Source organism: Clostridium sp. (assembly GCF_051656525.1).
In the GTDB taxonomy this organism is placed as follows: domain Bacteria; phylum Bacillota; class Clostridia; order Clostridiales; family Clostridiaceae; genus Clostridium.
In genome coordinates, this window is sequence record NZ_JBOGCC010000047.1 from 37,991 (window position 1) to 56,020 (window position 18,030).

The 18,030-nt window shown below is 28.3% G+C and carries 16 protein-coding genes; all 16 read left to right on the top strand.

Annotated features, from left to right (window positions below; translation table 11 throughout):
• Complete coding sequence (locus ACRDDY_RS01615; RefSeq protein ID WP_438563222.1) at nucleotides 1–855, top strand: DHH family phosphoesterase; 855 nt, start codon at nucleotides 1–3, stop codon at nucleotides 853–855.
• Between the two features lie 19 nt (nucleotides 856–874).
• Entirely contained in the window at nucleotides 875–1,393 is a 519-nt protein-coding gene (locus tag ACRDDY_RS01620) for an adenine phosphoribosyltransferase (RefSeq protein ID WP_438563223.1), read from the top strand.
• Between the two features lie 123 nt (nucleotides 1,394–1,516).
• Nucleotides 1,517–3,697: a RelA/SpoT family protein gene (locus tag ACRDDY_RS01625; protein ID WP_438563224.1), complete on the top strand. Its 2,181-nt coding sequence runs from the start codon at nucleotides 1,517–1,519 to the stop codon at nucleotides 3,695–3,697.
• Nucleotides 3,698–3,716: 19 nt separating this feature from the next.
• A complete protein-coding gene (gene dtd, locus ACRDDY_RS01630; RefSeq protein WP_438563225.1) occupies nucleotides 3,717–4,163 on the top strand; it encodes a D-aminoacyl-tRNA deacylase in 447 nt (148 codons plus the stop codon).
• A 13-nt stretch (nucleotides 4,164–4,176) separates the two neighbouring features.
• Nucleotides 4,177–4,773: an MBL fold metallo-hydrolase gene (locus ACRDDY_RS01635; protein ID WP_438563226.1), complete on the top strand. Its 597-nt coding sequence runs from the start codon at nucleotides 4,177–4,179 to the stop codon at nucleotides 4,771–4,773.
• A 14-nt stretch (nucleotides 4,774–4,787) separates the two neighbouring features.
• Nucleotides 4,788–6,215 (top strand): coproporphyrinogen III oxidase, encoded by a 1,428-nt coding sequence (locus tag ACRDDY_RS01640; protein ID WP_438563227.1) that lies wholly within the window; start codon nucleotides 4,788–4,790, stop codon nucleotides 6,213–6,215.
• Between the two features lie 13 nt (nucleotides 6,216–6,228).
• A complete protein-coding gene (gene hisS, locus ACRDDY_RS01645) occupies nucleotides 6,229–7,485 on the top strand; it encodes a histidine--tRNA ligase (protein ID WP_438563228.1) in 1,257 nt (418 codons plus the stop codon).
• Between the two features lie 42 nt (nucleotides 7,486–7,527).
• Nucleotides 7,528–9,321, top strand: a complete 1,794-nt coding sequence (aspS, locus tag ACRDDY_RS01650; protein ID WP_438563229.1) for an aspartate--tRNA ligase — start codon at nucleotides 7,528–7,530, stop codon at nucleotides 9,319–9,321.
• A gap of 170 nt (nucleotides 9,322–9,491) precedes the next feature.
• Nucleotides 9,492–10,010, top strand: a complete 519-nt coding sequence (locus ACRDDY_RS01655) for a hypothetical protein (RefSeq protein ID WP_438563230.1) — start codon at nucleotides 9,492–9,494, stop codon at nucleotides 10,008–10,010.
• 96 nt (nucleotides 10,011–10,106) lie between these two features.
• Nucleotides 10,107–10,772, top strand: coding sequence for a PHP domain-containing protein (locus ACRDDY_RS01660; protein ID WP_438563231.1), 666 nt, complete (start codon nucleotides 10,107–10,109; stop codon nucleotides 10,770–10,772).
• Nucleotides 10,773–10,938: 166 nt separating this feature from the next.
• Complete coding sequence (locus ACRDDY_RS01665) at nucleotides 10,939–12,954, top strand: SH3 domain-containing protein (protein WP_438563232.1); 2,016 nt, start codon at nucleotides 10,939–10,941, stop codon at nucleotides 12,952–12,954.
• A gap of 127 nt (nucleotides 12,955–13,081) precedes the next feature.
• On the top strand, nucleotides 13,082–14,041 hold the full coding sequence (locus ACRDDY_RS01670; RefSeq protein WP_438563233.1) for a ribonuclease Z: 960 nt from the start codon (nucleotides 13,082–13,084) through the stop codon (nucleotides 14,039–14,041).
• Between the two features lie 107 nt (nucleotides 14,042–14,148).
• Complete coding sequence (locus ACRDDY_RS01675) at nucleotides 14,149–15,444, top strand: homoserine dehydrogenase (protein ID WP_438563234.1); 1,296 nt, start codon at nucleotides 14,149–14,151, stop codon at nucleotides 15,442–15,444.
• 191 nt (nucleotides 15,445–15,635) lie between these two features.
• Nucleotides 15,636–17,240 carry a cell shape-determining protein gene (locus tag ACRDDY_RS01680; protein ID WP_438563238.1) on the top strand — a complete coding sequence of 535 codons (1,605 nt, stop codon included), beginning with the start codon at nucleotides 15,636–15,638 and terminating at the stop codon, nucleotides 17,238–17,240.
• A 67-nt stretch (nucleotides 17,241–17,307) separates the two neighbouring features.
• Nucleotides 17,308–17,442, top strand: a complete 135-nt coding sequence (locus ACRDDY_RS01685) for a hypothetical protein (protein ID WP_438563235.1) — start codon at nucleotides 17,308–17,310, stop codon at nucleotides 17,440–17,442.
• Nucleotides 17,443–17,603: 161 nt separating this feature from the next.
• Nucleotides 17,604–18,030: class II D-tagatose-bisphosphate aldolase non-catalytic subunit (locus ACRDDY_RS01690; RefSeq protein ID WP_438563236.1), on the top strand; the 427-nt coding region annotated here is incomplete at its 3' end.

Sequence of the window (18,030 nt, forward strand, 5' to 3'; positions counted from 1 at the left end):
ATGCGAAAGTTTTGGGAGAGCATATATTGTAGCAACTATATAACAGGATATAATCCTTTTATATTGAAAGATATGAATAAAGCCATAGAGACACTTAGAGAAGCTATCAATAGTAGAAAAAAGATTGTTGTATATGGAATAAATAGTGTAGACTGCATTTGTGCAATTGCTTCCTTAAGCTTAGTATTAAAATACTTAAATGCAGATGTAGAATATATCATTCATGATAGCGAGAGAAAGAATGATAAAATAGATAAAGAAGATATAAAAGAAAAAGTGGATTTTCTTGGTGCGGATCTACTCATAACACTTGGAATAGATGTAGGTTCATTAGAAATAGCAAATTTATGTGAAAGTTTAAATATTAGTTTAATAGTATTAGAAAATTGTGAAACAGATTTGAAGCGAAATTATACATATATAAATCCGAATCAGAGAATATGTCAATATAGGTATAAAGATATTTCTATATCTATTTTAACATTTAAGCTTATGCAAGGAATTGCTATATATTATAATATGAAGAGTATAAATAAGTATCTTGATTTAATATTCATAGGTACAAGATGGTATAATAAAGATATGGAACATTTATCGAGTGAATACAGTATCATTTTAAGGGAAGGAAAAAGATTTTTAGTTAATACAAATAATATTGGATTAAAATCTATCATACAGTGTACAGAAACAAAAGAAGAGTTTACACAAATTGAAGAAATTATAAGTTTTATAACACCAACTATAAGTGCTGTAGGAAAGATTAATAATGGAAGAATTATATTAGAACTTCTAACTACGAGAGATGAGGATAGAGCAACTCAAATAGTGAAGTATTTACATAACATCAATAAGTAAAATTAGGGGAGGAATAAAAATGAATTTAAAAGATAAGATAGCAATAATAGAAAATTTTCCAAAAGATGGGATAAGTTTTAAAGATATAACTACATTAATAGCAGATGGTGAAGGTTTAAGAGTATCAGTAGATAGAATAGTAGAGCATTTAAAAGATAAAAATATAGATATAGTAGTGGGACCAGAAGCAAGAGGATTTATATTTGGAGTGCCAGTTGCATATGCATTAGGTGCTGGATTTGTTCCTGTAAGAAAGCCAGGTAAATTACCAGGGGAAACTGTAAGTGTAGAGTATGCGTTAGAGTATGGAACAGACACGTTGCAAATTCATAAAGATGGAATAAAAAAAGGACAAAGAGTTGCAGTAGTTGATGATCTTTTAGCAACTGGTGGAACAATAGAAGCAGTTGCCAAACTTGTAGAACTTGCAGGTGGAGAAGTTGTTTCAATGGATTTTGTAATTGAATTAACAGAGTTACATGGAAAAGATAAATTAGAAAAATATGATGTTATGTCATTAGTTAAATATGATATTTAGCTTGTTGAAAATATTTATTAGATAAGATATAATGATAGGTAAGAGTATGGCTGGTTTTATTAACCAGCCTTTGATTTTAGATTTTTCTAAAGGAAAACTATATTTAAGGGAGAGAATCCTACCATGATAGATAAATTAATTAAAGCTATAAATAAAAATTGTCATAATGTTGATATTGATAGAATAATTGAAGGCTATAAGTTAGCTGAAAAAGCCCATGAAAAGCAACTAAGAGTTTCAGGCGAACCTTACATAACACACCCAATTGATGTTGCAGTAATATTGGCTAAATTAGGAATGGATACAGATACTATTTTAGCTGGACTTCTTCATGATGTCGTTGAAGATACAGATTGCACATATGATGATATAAAAAATAGATTTGGGGAAGAAGTAGCAAACTTAGTTGATGGAGTAACAAAGCTTGGAAAGATAAAATATAAAACAAAAGAAGAGCAACAAGCAGATAATGTAAGAAAAATGCTTTTAGCTATGGCTAAAGATATTAGAGTTATAATTATAAAATTAGCGGACAGACTTCATAATATGAGAACACTTAAGTATATGTCTAAAGAAAAAAGAAAAATAAAAGCTAAGGAAACTTTAGAGATTTATGCACCTCTTGCACATAGACTTGGAATGTCAAAGATAAAATGGGAGCTTGAGGATCTTGCCTTTAGATATTTACATGAGAAAGAGTATTATGATTTAGTATCAAAAATTGCAGAAAAGCGAGTTGAGAGAGAAGAATATATAGCATCTATTGTTGAAGATTTAGGTGAAAATTTAGAAAATGCAGGAATTGATGCAGACATTGATGGAAGACCAAAACATTTCTATTCAATATATAGAAAAATGGTTAAGAAAAATAAAAATATAGAGCAAATTTTTGATTTAACTGCAATTAGAGTACTAGTAAATTCAGTTAAAGATTGTTATGGAGTACTTGGAATAGTTCATACTATTTATAAACCTATTCCTGGTAGATTTAAAGATTATATAGCAATGCCAAAACCAAATATGTATCAATCTTTACATACAACAGTAATAGGGCCACAAGGAAAAACTTTTGAAATACAAATTAGAACTTTTGAAATGCACAAAACAGCAGAGTACGGAATAGCAGCACATTGGAAGTATAAAGAAGGTTCAGAAGAGAATAAAGAGATGAATTTTGAAACAAAACTTGCATGGCTTAGAGATATGTTAGAGTGGCAAAAAGAAACTTCAGATGCAGAAGAGTTTATGGAAGGATTTAAAATAGACTTATTTTCAGATGAAGTATTTGTATTTACACCAAAAGGTGTAGTTATAAATTTACCAAGTGGCTCAACGCCAATTGATTTTGCCTATAGAATTCATACAGATATAGGAAACAGATGCATTGGTGCAAAAGTTAACGGAAAAATAGTACCACTTGATTATAAGCTTAAAACAGGTGAAATTGTAGAAATAATAACATCTAAAGCAATGCATGGTCCTAAAATGGATTGGTTAAGTATTGCAAAAAGTAATCAAGCTAAAAGTAAAATAAGACAATGGTTTAAACGAATAAAAAGAGAAGAAAATATTTCAAATGGAAGAGAAACATTAGAAAAAGAATTTAGAAAATTAAATATGCCATTTACTTTAATAAATAAAGCTGTAAATAGTGAAAAACTTCAAAAAAAATATAATATTCATACAATAGAGGAGCTTTATGGAGGAATTGGAATAGGCATAGTGAATGCAAATTCATTCTCTAGTAAAGTGAAAGAAGAGTTTGTTAACGTACAAGAAAAACCAAATAAAGAAGTTATTGATAAAAGTATAGAGGAGCAAATATCTAAGAATAGTAATAAGTCTGATGTTAAAGATTATGGAGTTACAGTGAAAGGACTTAGTAATATAATGGTTAGATTTGCAAAGTGTTGTAATCCAGTGCCGGGGGATGAAGTTCTTGGATATATTACAAAAGGTAGAGGCGTTTCTATTCATAGAAAAGATTGTTCAAATATAAAAGCTTTATTAGAAGAAGAGCCAGAAAAAATATTAGAAGCAAGCTTTGGAGAAGATAAGAAATCAGCATATATAGCTGAAATTCAAATAAAAGCAGAAGATAGACTTGGAATTTTATCAGATTTAATGGTAATAATAAATGAATCTAGTCTTATGTTAACCTCATTAAATGCAAATTCTGGAAAAGAGAGTGTAGCATTTATAAACTTAAAAATAAAAATAAAATCAATAGATCAACTAAAAGAACTTATAAAGAAAATAAGACATGTTTCAGGTGTAATTGATGTTTATAGAATGAATAGTTAGTGAAAGAAGGCGTATTATAATGAGAGCTGTAGTTCAAAGAGTCTCTAAATCAAGTGTTAGTGTTGATGGTACAATCATAGGACAGATAAATAAGGGACTAAATGTATTAATAGGAATAAAAGAAGATGATACTTTAGAAGATTTAAAATATATAAAAGATAAGATGTTAAACTTAAGAATTTTTGAAGATGAAAATGATAAGATGAATTATTCTGTAAAAGATATAGGTGGAGAAGTTTTAATAATATCTCAGTTTACTTTATATGGAGATTGCAGAAAAGGAAGAAGACCAAGTTTTTCAAAAGCTATGACACCATTAGATGCAGAAAAGTTATATGAGGAGTTTTTAAAAATGATTAAAGGAGAGATAAAGGTTCAATCAGGTGAATTTGGAGCGGATATGAAGGTGTCTATAGAGAATGATGGGCCAGTAACTCTTTTATTAGAAAGTAGTAAAGATTTTTAAGGAGGATTTAGAAATGAGAGTAGAAAAAATAGTAACAGGATTATATGAAGAAAACACATATATTTTAATTGATGAGGAAACAAAGGAATGTGCAATAGTTGATCCAGGAGATGAAGAGAATAGAATAATTCAAAAAATTGAAGAACTTGGAGTATTACCAAAATATATTTTACTTACTCATGCACATTTTGATCATGTTGGGGCTGTAGAAGGATTAATGAATAAATATAATATTCCATTTTATATGCACAAAAATGAAGAAGAGTATGTAAAAAATGATAATACTGTATTTGGAAACTTAAAAGAGGCAAATAAGTTTGTAAATGAAGGAGATAAAATCATTTTAGGAAATACAGAAATAGAAGTTATTCATACACCAGGACACACACAAGGTGGGGTTTGTTATTTAGCAGATAATAAACTTATATCTGGAGATACTTTATTTAATGGTTCTGTAGGAAGAGCAGATTTTCCAGGTGGAAATATGGAAGAGTTATTAAGTAATATAAAATCAAAATTATTTGTTTTAGATTCAAATATTGAAGTTTATCCAGGACATGGACCAAAAACATCAATAGGATATGAAAGAGATAATAATCCATTTTTTTAGTTTAAGGAGATATAATGAAGATAAAATTAAATGAATTAAAATATAGAATTGATGTATATAATATATTTAATATTTATTTTCCTTTAGAGATATTAGAATTTGTATCAGAGGAAGAAAAAGCAGAGTATACTGTTACTATTTCTTCTTCTGAAATTATAGTTAAAGAAGAAAATTTAAAATTTAAAAAAGAAATTATTGGAGATTTAAAATGGTCTTTAAAGAAATTTTTATTTGAAATTTTAAAAGAAAAAACTAAAAAAAATTATCCATGGGGAATATTAGTAGGAATAAGACCTTCTAAAATAGCATTAAAGCTTTTAAAAGAAGGAAAAAGTGAAAATGAAATAATAGAAATATTTAAAGAAAATTATTTTGCAAGAGAAGATAAAGCAAAACTTTGTATAGATGTAGCTAAGAGAGAAGAAGAATTTGTAGAAAGTTTAGAAAATGAAATATCTGTTTATATAGGAATGGCTTTTTGTCCTACAAGATGTGTATATTGTTCATTTTCTGCAAATCCAATTAAAAGTAATAAGTCGTTAGTAAGTCCATATTTAGAGGCATTAATAAAAGAAATAAAAGAACTTGGAAAATATATAGAAGAAAAGGGATTAAAAATTAAAACTGTATACTTTGGTGGAGGCACACCTACATCAGTTTCAAATGAAGAGTTTGAAAAGGTTATGAGTGAAATATATAATTCATTTGTAAATAAGGAAAGTGTAAAAGAGTTTACAGTAGAATGTGGAAGACCTGACTCTATTACAAAAGAAAAGTTAATGTCTATGAAAAAATATAAGGTTGATAGAATAAGTATAAATCCTCAAACAATGAATGATAAGACATTATCCTTAATTGGAAGAGGACATGATTCTAAATCAGTAGTTCAAACTTTTAATTTAGCTAGAAGTCTAGGATTTGATAATATAAATATGGATATGATAATAGGACTTCCAGGAGAAGGTGTTAAAGAAGTTCAATATACAATAAAAGAAATTAAAAAGTTAAAGCCTGATAACTTAACTATTCATGGATTATCTTTGAAGAGAGGATCTATTATGCATGAAAAGTTTCTTCTTAAAAAAGGGATAGAAGTTAAAGAACAAGAAGAAATCTTAGAAATGTTTAAAGAAAGTGAGAATTTAGCTAAAAAATTAAATTTAGAACCATATTATATGTATAGACAAAAAAATATGGTTGGAAATATGGAGAACTTAGGCTATTCTAAGAAGGGTGCAGAATGCATATACAATATCCAAATGATTGAAGAAAGACAGACAATTCTAGCACTTGGAGCAGATGGAGTTTCTAAAATTATTGATTATACTAATAAAAATAAACTTATTAGATTTGCAAATGTTAAAGATGTTAGAGAGTATGTAAAAAGAATTGATGAAATGATAGCAAAGAAGAAAGAGATTTTAGATGTTATTTATAAATAAGGAGGAATAAAAGATGGAAATACAAGCGCCAAAAGGTACCAAAGATATGCTTCCACAAGATGCATATAAATGGCATTATGTTGAGAATATATTTAGAGAAATATCAAAGAATTTTGGTATAAAAGAAATAAGAACACCAGTGTTTGAACATACTGAGTTATTTTTAAGAGGTGTTGGAGAAACAACTGATATAGTTCAAAAAGAAATGTATACTTTTAAAGATAAGGGTGATAGAAGCATAACATTAAAGCCAGAAGGAACAGCACCAGCAGTTAGAGCTTTTGTTGAAAGTAGATTATTTAATGAAGCACAACCAACAAAACTTTATTATATAACTCCATGTTTTAGATATGAAAAAGCACAAAAAGGAAGATATAGACAGTTCCATCAATTTGGTGTTGAAATGTTTGGTTCAAAAGAACCTTCAATGGATGCAGAAGTTATGGCACTAGCTATGGGAGTGCTTAAAAAAGTAGGGCTAAAAAGCTTAAAATTAAATATAAATAATTTAGGATGTCCTGAATGTAGACCTAAATATAATGATGCGTTAAAAAAATTCTTAGAAGAAAACTATGATTCACTTTGTGATACTTGTAAAACAAGATTTGAAAAAAATCCAATGAGAATTTTAGATTGTAAAGAAAAGTCTTGTAAAGAAATAACTAAGAATGCACCTATAATTTTAGATTATACTTGTGAAAGCTGTAATGAGCACTTTGATAATGTAAAGAAATATTTAGAAGTTTTAAATATTCCATATGCAGTTGATCCAGGAATAGTTAGAGGGTTAGATTACTATACAAAAACTATATTTGAAATTTTAAATGATGATTATACAGTTTGTGGTGGAGGAAGATATGATAAGCTAATTGAAGAGATTGGTGGACCTAGTATGCCAGCTGTAGGTTTTGGTATGGGAATTGAAAGACTTATTGCAACAATAGATGATGAGAATATAGATATTCCAAGAGAAGATTATATAGAACTTTATATTTCAGCTAGAGGCGATGAAGGTAAAATGTATGCTTTTGAATTAGCTCATAAGCTAAGAGAAATAGGAGTTAATACTGAAATTAATCATGCAGGAAGAAGCTTTAAAGCAGAAATGAAATTTGCAAATAAGATAGGTGCTTTATTTAACTTAGTAATAGGTGAAGAGGAACTTGGATCTAAAAAAGCAAAAGTAAAAAGAATGAAAGATAGAGAAGAGTTTGACATAAGCTTAGATAATCTTGAAGAAATTAAAAATATTATAAAAAGCCAAAAATAAATTTTAATATATAATTAATATAGATATGGAGGAAGAGTTCACATGGCAGAAGCATTAAATGGATTAAAAAGAACTATGATGTGTGGCGAACCTAGAGAATCTCATGTAGGAGAAAAAGTTACACTTATGGGATGGGTTCAAAGAAATAGAAAACTTGGAGGGTTACAGTTTATTGATTTAAGAGATAGAACTGGAATAATGCAAGTTGTATTTGGTGATGATGTAGAAGAAGAAATATTTGAAAAAGCAAAAGGGGTTAGACCTGAGTATTGTGTAGCTGTAACAGGAACAATAGTTTTAAGATCAGCTCCAAATAAAGATTTAGAAACAGGAATGGTAGAATTAAAGTGTGAAGACATAAAAATTCTTTCTGAGTCAGAAACACCACCAATATATATAAAAGAAAACTTAGATGCAGCTGAGAATATAAGACTTAAGTATAGATACTTAGATCTTAGAAGACCAGATATGCAAAATATATTTATGATAAGAAATAGAGCATCTAAAGCAATAAGAGATTATTTAGATAATAATGGTTTCCTAGAAGTTGAAACTCCAATGCTTACAAAGAGCACACCAGAAGGAGCAAGAGACTACTTAGTACCATCAAGAAACTATCCAGGAATGTTTTATGCATTACCTCAATCACCACAAATATTTAAACAATTATTAATGGTATCAGGATTTGATAGATACTATCAAATAGTAAAATGTTTTAGAGATGAAGATTTAAGAGCTAATAGACAACCAGAATTTACTCAAGTAGACTTAGAAATGAGTTTTGTTGAGCAAGACGACATAATGGAATTAAATGAAGGGTTAATTAAACATGTATTTAAAACTGTTTTAAATCACGATGTAAAATTACCTATTAAAAGAATGACATTTAAAGAAGCTATGGAAAGCTATGGTTCAGACAAACCAGATTTAAGATTTGGAATGAAAATTCAAGACTTAACAGAAGCTGTTAAAGGTATAGACTTTAAAGTATTTAATGATGCTATAGAGAATGGTGGTTCAGTAAGATGTTTAGTTGTTGAAAATGGTTCAGATATGGGAAGAAAAGATATAGATAGATTAGGTGAGTTTGTTAAAACTTATAAAGCTAAAGGATTAGCTTGGATTAAAAACAAAGAAGATGGAATTCAATCACCAATAGCTAAATTCTTCAAAGAAGAAGAAATGGAAAGACTTTTAAATTCTTGTAATGCTAAAAAAGGAGACTTAGTTTTAATCGTTGCAGATAAAGACTCAGTAGTATTCCAAAGTTTAGGAGCATTAAGATTAGAACTTTCTAAAAAGTTAGATTTAATAAAAGACAAAAATGAGTTTAACTTTACATGGATTACAGAGTTTCCATTATTTGAATACTCAGAAGAAGAAGAAAGATATACAGCATGTCACCATCCATTTACAGCACCAATGGATGAGGATTTAGATATGATAGAAACAGAGCCAGGTAAAGTTAGATCTAAGGCATATGATTTAGTTTTAAATGGAGAAGAGCTTGGTGGAGGTTCTATAAGAATACATGATGCAAAACTTCAAGAGAGAATGTTTAAAGCACTTGGATTCACAGAAGAATCAGCACAAGAAAGATTTGGATTCTTAATAGATGCATTTAAATTTGGTCCACCACCACATGGAGGATTAGCATTTGGTCTTGATAGAATGATAATGTTCTTAGCTGGAACAGACAATATTAAAGACGTAATTGCATTCCCTAAAAATCAAAATGCATATTGTTATTTAAGTGAAGCTCCAAATATTGCAGATGAAAAGCAATTAGAAGAGCTTGGAATAGCTATAAAAGTTCAAAAAGAAGAAGAAAATTAAGATTAAAGCACTCTAAATTTAGAGTGCTTTTTTTTCTGTAAAAAATTAATAATTATGAAATAAATTAAGTAGAAGTTAGAATTGGAATAAATTACACCTAGAATAAATGAATAAAAATACAGTGTTTAAGAGAAAATAACTTTTGTATGATACTTAAGGAGGAATAAGAAATGAACAAAAAAATCAAAAAAAGTTTTATTGCACTACTATTATTTTTAGGAGTATTTGGTGTAACAGCTTTTGCTAATCCATTAAAACATGCTGGATTTATGGGAGAAGTTGTAAAGGTTCAAAAGTGTGAAAATACTAAGGAAATGAAATTATTAGTATGTGGTTATTTAAAAGGATGTGAAATAACTAAAACACAAATGGTGGTTATTTGTAATAAGGATACTGAAGTAAAAGATTCTTGCAACAAAAAAGGCAAAGATTTAGAAATTAAAGAAGGAGATACAGTTTGTATTGAATTAGATAGTAAAATGACTAAATCTATTCCACCACAAGCAACAGCAAAAAAAATATATGTAAGCAAATCAGAAGGTAAATGTAAAAGAGAAGAAAAGATAGAAGAAAAAGTAGAAGATAAAAATTCTGCAAAAGTAGATGAAAAAGATTCAAAAAAAGAAGAGAAAAAAGTAGAAGCACCAAAAGCTGATGAAAAAATTGAAGAAAAAGCAGAAATGCAATAAAAAAGAGGTCTTATAAGGCCTCTTTTTTAATTTTATATGTCAAATAGGAGATAAACAGAATAAAATACAATAAAATTATTATTTTGGAGGCAAAAGATGAAAAAAGTTGATTTGCATATTCATTCAACAGGTTCAGATGGAAAATTTACACCAACTCAAATAGTATCAATGGCTAAAGTAAAAGGATTATCATATATAAGTATAACAGATCATAATTCAGTAAAAGGATTAAAGGAGGGGATAAGAGAAGGTGAAAAGATAGGTGTAAAAGTAATACCGGGCATTGAACTTTCAACAAGATATAAAGGAAAACAAGTACATCTTTTAGGATATTTCAGAGGAAAAGGTTATGAGGATAAATTATTTTTAGAAGGATTAGAACTAATAAGAAAAAAGAATTTAGGAAAGTTAAAAAGTTTATTTAAAGGAAAATTAAATATTCCTAAAGGAAAAAAAAGATTAGATGTACAAAGTGGAGTAAAATTTTTAAGAATGTTTGGTGCAGTAGTATTTGTAGCACATCCAGGAAAAATAAAAAAAGAAGATTTAATAGAAATATTAAAATTTAAAATACATGGTATAGAAGCTGTCCATCCAAGGCATAGTATAGAAGATATAGAGTGGTTTAAAAAGCTTGCACGAGAGAAAAAAATTAAATATTCAGCAGGAAGTGATTTTCATAGGATAAATGAAAGAAAGGGACATCATGGTGTAATTGGAGAAATTTTCAGGGAAGTAAGTGAAATAAAAGAAATTTTATAAAGAGTTTAAAAAAATAATGTAACTAAAATGTAATCAATTTGTCACTGAAAAGTATTAAGAAATTATTATTTTATTTGAAAAGATTACAAAAAAGTTAAAAAAATCTTTAAAATTTCGCTAAAATACGCTAAAATATAAGAAAAAGGTTTTTAGGAGATGTAAACGAATGAAAAAAAAGAAAGCAGTTGCATTAGTATTAGCAGCTTCTACAAGTGCTACAGTAGTACTTGCAAAAAATGCAATAATTGCACATGCCGATACTTTAAATGGTTCAAAGAATAACATAAAGAATGAAAATATAAGTGAAAATAAAGGTAAAGTAATAAATATAAATTCAAATTTAAGAATAAGACAAGGCAGTTCGAGTAATACACCTGTAGTTGGATATCTTCAAAATGGAGATGTAGTTAATATACTAGGAGAAGACAATGGATTTTATAAAATAAATATAAATGGTGTTACAGGATATGTTTATAATGAATATATAGAAAAATTAAATGGAAGTAACGTAAAAGAGAATAATAGTACACTAGGTACAATTGTAAATGTTAGAAGTAATTTAAGATTTAGAAGTGAACCTACAACTGATTCAACAGTTTTAGGGTATTTTACTAATGGACAAGAAGTTAAGATAATCGGACAAGCTAATGGATGGACTAAAGTTAGCTATGAAGGTCAAGTAGGATATGTAGATAGTAGTTATGTAGGTTTAAAAAATAATTCAAATCAAAATGCAGTAGTTAATGAAGCGAACAACAATACTGTTAGCATGAGTGCAACAGGTGGAGTAGTTCATGTAGAAACAAATTTAAGAATTAGAACTGGTGCAACAACAGATAGTACAATAATAGGTAGACTATATGAAGGTGATAAAGTAAATATAGTTGGAAAAGACGGAGACTGGTATAAAATAAAAACTTCTAATGGGACAGGCTTTGTGTGCGCTGATTATATTGAAATATTAGGTAGTGGTAATAACAATATAGTAAATAATAATGAGAATAACAATATAAGTAAAACAAATGGATATGGAGAAGTTATAAATATTCCATCTACATTAAGGGTAAGAACTAGTCCATCATTAAGTAGTGGAGTTATTGGATCATTACAGAGTGGACAAACGTTTAAAATTACAGGACAAAGTGGTAACTGGTATAAAATAGATTATAATGGGCAAAGTGCTTATGTATCGTCAAACTATGTGAAAAAAGTAGATAGTTTAAATAACAATAACACTTCAAATAATACTCAAAGTACAAGTGCAAATGGAACTGTAATAAATATATCATCAAACTTAAGAGTTAGAACGGCACCAAGTTTAAATTCATCAGTAGTTGGATATTTATTAAATGGGCAAAATGTAAAAGTAACTGGAAAAGATGGAAATTGGTATAGAATAAATATAGGTGGGCAAACAGGATATGTGAATACAGCATATATATCCTTAAATGGAACTGTTAATGATGTTCATGATAATACTCCAAGTGGAAATCAAGTTAATTATACTAATAAGTTTGGTGAAGTAATAAATATAGATTCATCATTAAGAGTTAGAGGAAGTGCATCTTTAGATTCATCAGTTATAGGATATTTATTGAATGGACAAGGTGTAAAAGTTCTTGGTAAGACGGGAAATTGGTATAAGATAAGTTTTAATGGACAAGCTGGTTATGTTAGTTCAGCATATATTAAATTAGTAGATCATTTAGAAAATAATTCTACCCAGTCAGGAGCAAGCTTTGAGAGATTATATTCTATATTAAAAAATCAAATAGGTTCACCATATCTTTGGGGAGCAGAGGGGCAGTATATTACAACAGCAAGTTTAAATAGACTAAAACAAGAATTCCCTGAAGTAGCTAGGGAGGGAAGATATAATATTCCAGCTAAATATATAAATCATGGATATAGAGGATTTGATTGTTCAGGGCTTTTAGATTGGGCATTTAGTCAAATGGGAATCAATATAGGAAGAACAACTTATCAGCAAGTAAATGCAGGAAGAGCAGTATCATTAAAAAATGTAAGACCAGGAGATTTATTATTTTTTAAGGGACCGGTTCATGTAGGGCTATATATAGGTAATGGAAAATGGATTGTAGCACCAGAATCCCACGCTTATGTTAGAATTGAAAATGTACCATGGAATAAAATTGCATGTGCAAGAAGAGTATTACCTTAAAAAATGATAAATATTATAAAACTAAGATTATATAACTAGTCTTAGTTTTTCCTTTATTAAAAATGAATTTAATTTTTTAAAAAGGCTATGATATTATATAAAAAATATATATTAAAGGAGAAAAGCTATGTTAGATTTATGTTTACTTGGATGTGGTGGAGGAATGCCTATGCCAAATAGATTTCTTTCAGCAACACTTTTAAGTTATAAAGGAAGAAAAATATTGATAGATTGTGGTGAAGGTACACAGGTATCAATGAGAATGATTTCTTGGGGATTTAAAACTTTAGATATTATTTGTATTACTCATGTTCATGGAGATCATATAGTAGGGTTACCAGGACTTTTAGGGACTATGGGTAATAGCGGAAGAGAAGAACCAGTAACTATTATAGGACCTAAAGGAATAAAACATATAGTAGAAAGTTTACTTGTAATAGCTAAATATTTACCGTATGAAATAAATATTATTGAAAATGAAAAGGAAATAAACTTTGAATATAATAAAGATAAGGGACTTGTATATTCAGAAGAGGAAAGAGAAATTAAAATAAATACAATGGAATGTGACCATTCAGCAGAATGTATAGGATATTCATTTTATATAAAGAGAGAAAGAATGTTTAATGTTTTAAAAGCAGCTGAAAATAATGTGCCTAAGATTTTATGGAATAGGCTTCAGAAAAATGAAAATGTAGAGTATGAAGGTAAGGTGTATGAAAGTAGTATGGTTTTAGGTGACAATAGAAAAGGAATAAAATTATCATTAATAACTGATACAAGGCCACTTCCTTCAATGATAGATTTTATAAAAGAAAGTGATTTATTTATTTGTGAAGGAACTTATGGAGATGATGAAGATATAGAGAAAGCCATAAAAAATAAACATATGACTTTTAGGGAGGCAGGCTTATTAGCTAAAGAGGGAAAAGTTCATGAACTTTTATTAACTCACTTTAGTCCATCAATGCGAGAACCTAGTTTATATAAAGAGAATACTGAATTTGAAAATACTATAATAGGAGAAGATAGACTAGTAAAGAGTATAAAATTTGAGGATAAGGATTATAAGGAAACAAAAAAATAAAAGTGTATGTTTAAAAAAATATTTAAGGAATAATATGGTAAAAGAGGTTTTAAAGGTTTATAATGTGATTATAAATTAGAGGGGCAAAAAAAAGGGGGAGAGAATTAATGAAGAAAGTTAAAATTGCATTATTAGGCCTTGGAAATGTAGGACGTGGTGTTTGGATGATTTTAAATTCAAATAGAGATGAAATAGTCAAGCGTTCGGGATATGAAATTGAAGTAGCTAAAGTTCTTGTAAGAGATAAGAGTAAAAATAGAGGTGTAGAGATAGAGGGAAATCTTCTTACTACAGATTTTAATGAGATATTAAATGATGATTCTATAAAAATAGTTATAGAGGTAATGGGTGGAATAGATCCTGCTAAAGATTACTTAATTAAATGTATTGAAAAAAAGAAACATATAGTAACGGCTAATAAAATGCTTATTGCAAATAATGGCGATGAAATATTTGAAAAAGCAGATGAAATGGGAACAATGTTTCAATATGAAGCATCAGTTGCAGGAGGAATTCCTATTATACAAGGAATTAATGAGAGTCTTACAGCAAATAAAGTTGAAGAAATGTATGGAATTATAAATGGAACAACAAATTATATTTTAACGAAGATGGAAGTAGAAGGATTAAGTTTTGATGTTGCACTAAAAGAAGCACAGGATATGGGATATGCAGAACAAGATCCAACATCAGATATTGAAGGATATGATGCACAATATAAACTATCAATATTATCATCACTTGCATTTGGAACTAAGATTGATGTAGAAAATGTTTATAGAGAAGGAATAACTAATATAAGACCAATAGATATGCAATATGCTAAAGAATTTGGTATGGTTATAAAGCTTTTGGCAATAGTAAAAGATAAAAAAGGAAAACTAGAAATGAGAGTTCATCCTACAATGATTCCTAAAAATCATCCACTTGCAAATGTATATGATTCATTTAATGCAGTATTAGTTAAAGGAAATGCAGTTGGAGATTTAATGTTTTATGGAAGAGGTGCAGGAGATTTACCAACAGGTAGTGCTGTAGTTAGTGATATGATAACAATCCTTAAAAATAATATTGATTTAGATAATATAAATCCGGTAGTTAAAAATAATCTTTGGGATAAAAAATTTAGAGATATGAGAGGGGTTCAAAGTAAATATTATATTAGAACTAGAGTATATGATGAACCGGGAGTCTTAGGAAAGATAACTACAATATTTGGAGATAGTAGTGTAAGTTTAAGATCAGTTATACAAAGAGATGTAGATAAAGATGGAGCAGTAACATTAGTTCTTGTAACTCACTATACTAAAGAATCTCAAATTATTGAAGCAATAGATGAAATATATGAATTGTCATCAGTTAAAAAGATAGATAATATTATAAGAATTGAAGATTTTAGTTAAATTTGAGAGGAGTTTTTGCAAGTTTGCAAGACTCCTTTTAAATTATAAAAAAAATAAAAAATAGATATAGTAATTAATATCACATTATGGTACAATATGAACAATTTATTAAATAAAAAAGAATAATTTATTAAGAGGTGTATAAAATGGGAGAGAATGATTTTTCTAATATATTTGATTTTGCTAGTAAAATGAAGCAAAAAACAAATAAAATTAAAAAGGGAGGAACAGTAAACGGATATTTAAAGTGGCTATTTATTGGGTATTTAATAGTAGCTATTTCTTTACTGCTTAAAAGTTCATTAATACTAGATCTATCTTTAAGCTTTGAAGAAATTATGATACCTTTTGCATTTATAAGTCTTATGTATGGTATAATCCATATGTCAAAAAAGTTTATAACAATAGGTGTTATAAGTGGAGCAATATTTATAGGAGTAAATATTTTCTTTAGTCCATTAGTAAGCTATGAAAAACATAGACGCTTAGCAGGAGAAATTGATAATATTGAATTTACAAGTGAAATAAAGCATATTGATTTAAATCAATTACCAACTATAGATGAAGAGTTAGCTATGAAGCTTGCAGATAAAAAACTTGGAGAAATACCTAGTCTTGGAAGCCAAGTAGAAATAGGAAATCTAACTCTTCAAAGTGTTGGTGGAAAACTTTATTATGTTGGACCACTTGAGCATTCATCACTATTTAAGTGGATTGCAAACAGAGAAGGAACACCTGGATATGTAATGGTTAGTGCTACAAATCAAAATGATGTTAAATTAGTTACAGAATTAAATGGTAAGCCATTAAAGTTAAAATATTTAGAATCATCATATCTTTTAAGTGATTTAAATAGAGCTGCATTTTTAAGAGATATGAAAGCAGGTCATACAGATTTTACTTTTGAGTTAGATGATGAAGGAAAGCCATACTATGTAATAACTAGATATGATAATGGTGTGGGAATTACAGAGCAAAAAGCTATTGGTGCATTGATTATAGATGTACAAACTGGTGAAAGTGAAATATATACAGTAGAAGATATGCCAAAGTGGGTAGATAGAATTCAGCCAGCAAAATTTGTACAAAGGCATAATGATAAGTGGGGAGAATTAGTTCATGGTGTTTTAAACTTTAGTGATAAAGATAAACTTAAAACAACTACAGGAATGAATTTAATATTTAATAATGATGAATGTTTCTACTATACAGGAATAACATCAGTTGGTAATGATGAAGGGCTTGTAGGATTTATGTTAACTAATACAAAGACAGGAAAAACTACTATGTATAAAACAGCAGGTGCAACTGAAGAAGCAGCAATGAAGTCAGCAGAAGGAAAAGTTCAACAATTCAGTTATATAGCAACATTCCCTTATCTTATAAATATACAAAATGAACCAACTTACTTTACAACACTAAAAGATGCAAATGGATTGGTAAAACAGTACGCTATGGTAAATGTTAAAAACTATAATACAGTAGCAGTTGGAGACTCACTTCAATCAACATTAAATAGATATTTAGAAGCATTAACAAATACAAATATATCTTTAGAAGGAAGTAATACAGGAAAAACTGTAGAAGGAGAAATAGAGAGAATAGGATTAGTTGTTAAAGAAGGGACAAGTATCTACGATATAAAATTAAAAGGGAAAAATGAAATATTCTCAGTATCAACAGAAACAGCTAGAGAAGTTGCCTTAAGTACAGAAGGGGATAAAGTAAAAATAGAGTATATTCCAGTTGGAGATAGTAAATTTATTTTAGTAAATAAATTTGAAAAGATAAAATAAAAAAAGCCTAAGTTTACAATAAAAAATTAAAATTATATAATTAAATAAAAACTTAGGAGAAAAAAGTATGGATAAAGAAAAGAAATGTCCTATATGTGGAGATACATTAAAAGAATATGAGTATGCATATGATAATAATCAATATGGGAAAAAATATTATAAATGTCCAACATGTGGTCATAAAACAAATACAATGAATTAAAAATATAAGCTTTAGAAAGATAAATTTAACTTTCTAAAGCTTTTTTTTATACTTTTTAATCTAGTGCTTGTATATTTTAATAGTTCCATTGAATTAAGAAATTTCTCTAATATAATTTAAAGTAAATAAAAGAAAAGCGAGATAATGGGGGGAAGAGGAATATGTTATTAAAGATAAAGGAGCATCCAATTAAGGAGTTAGTAAAAGAATATAAAAACGGAAGAAATGTAGGAATATTTTCTGTATGCACATCAAATAAATATGTTATAGAAAGTGCAATGGAAAAAATAAAAGATACAGAAATGAGTTTACTTATAGAATCTACAGCAAATCAAGTAAATCAAGATGGTGGATATACAGGAATGATTCCAAAAGATTTTGTTGATTATGTATATAAAATAGCAGAGGGAGTAAACTTTAATAAGGGAAAATTAATACTTGGAGGAGACCATTTAGGGCCACTTACATGGGTAAATTTAAAGCAAGAAGATGCAATGGAAAAAGCAAAGGTATTATTAAAAGATTATGTTTTGGCAGGATTTACTAAGATTCATATAGATACAAGTATGCCTATATATGATGATATAG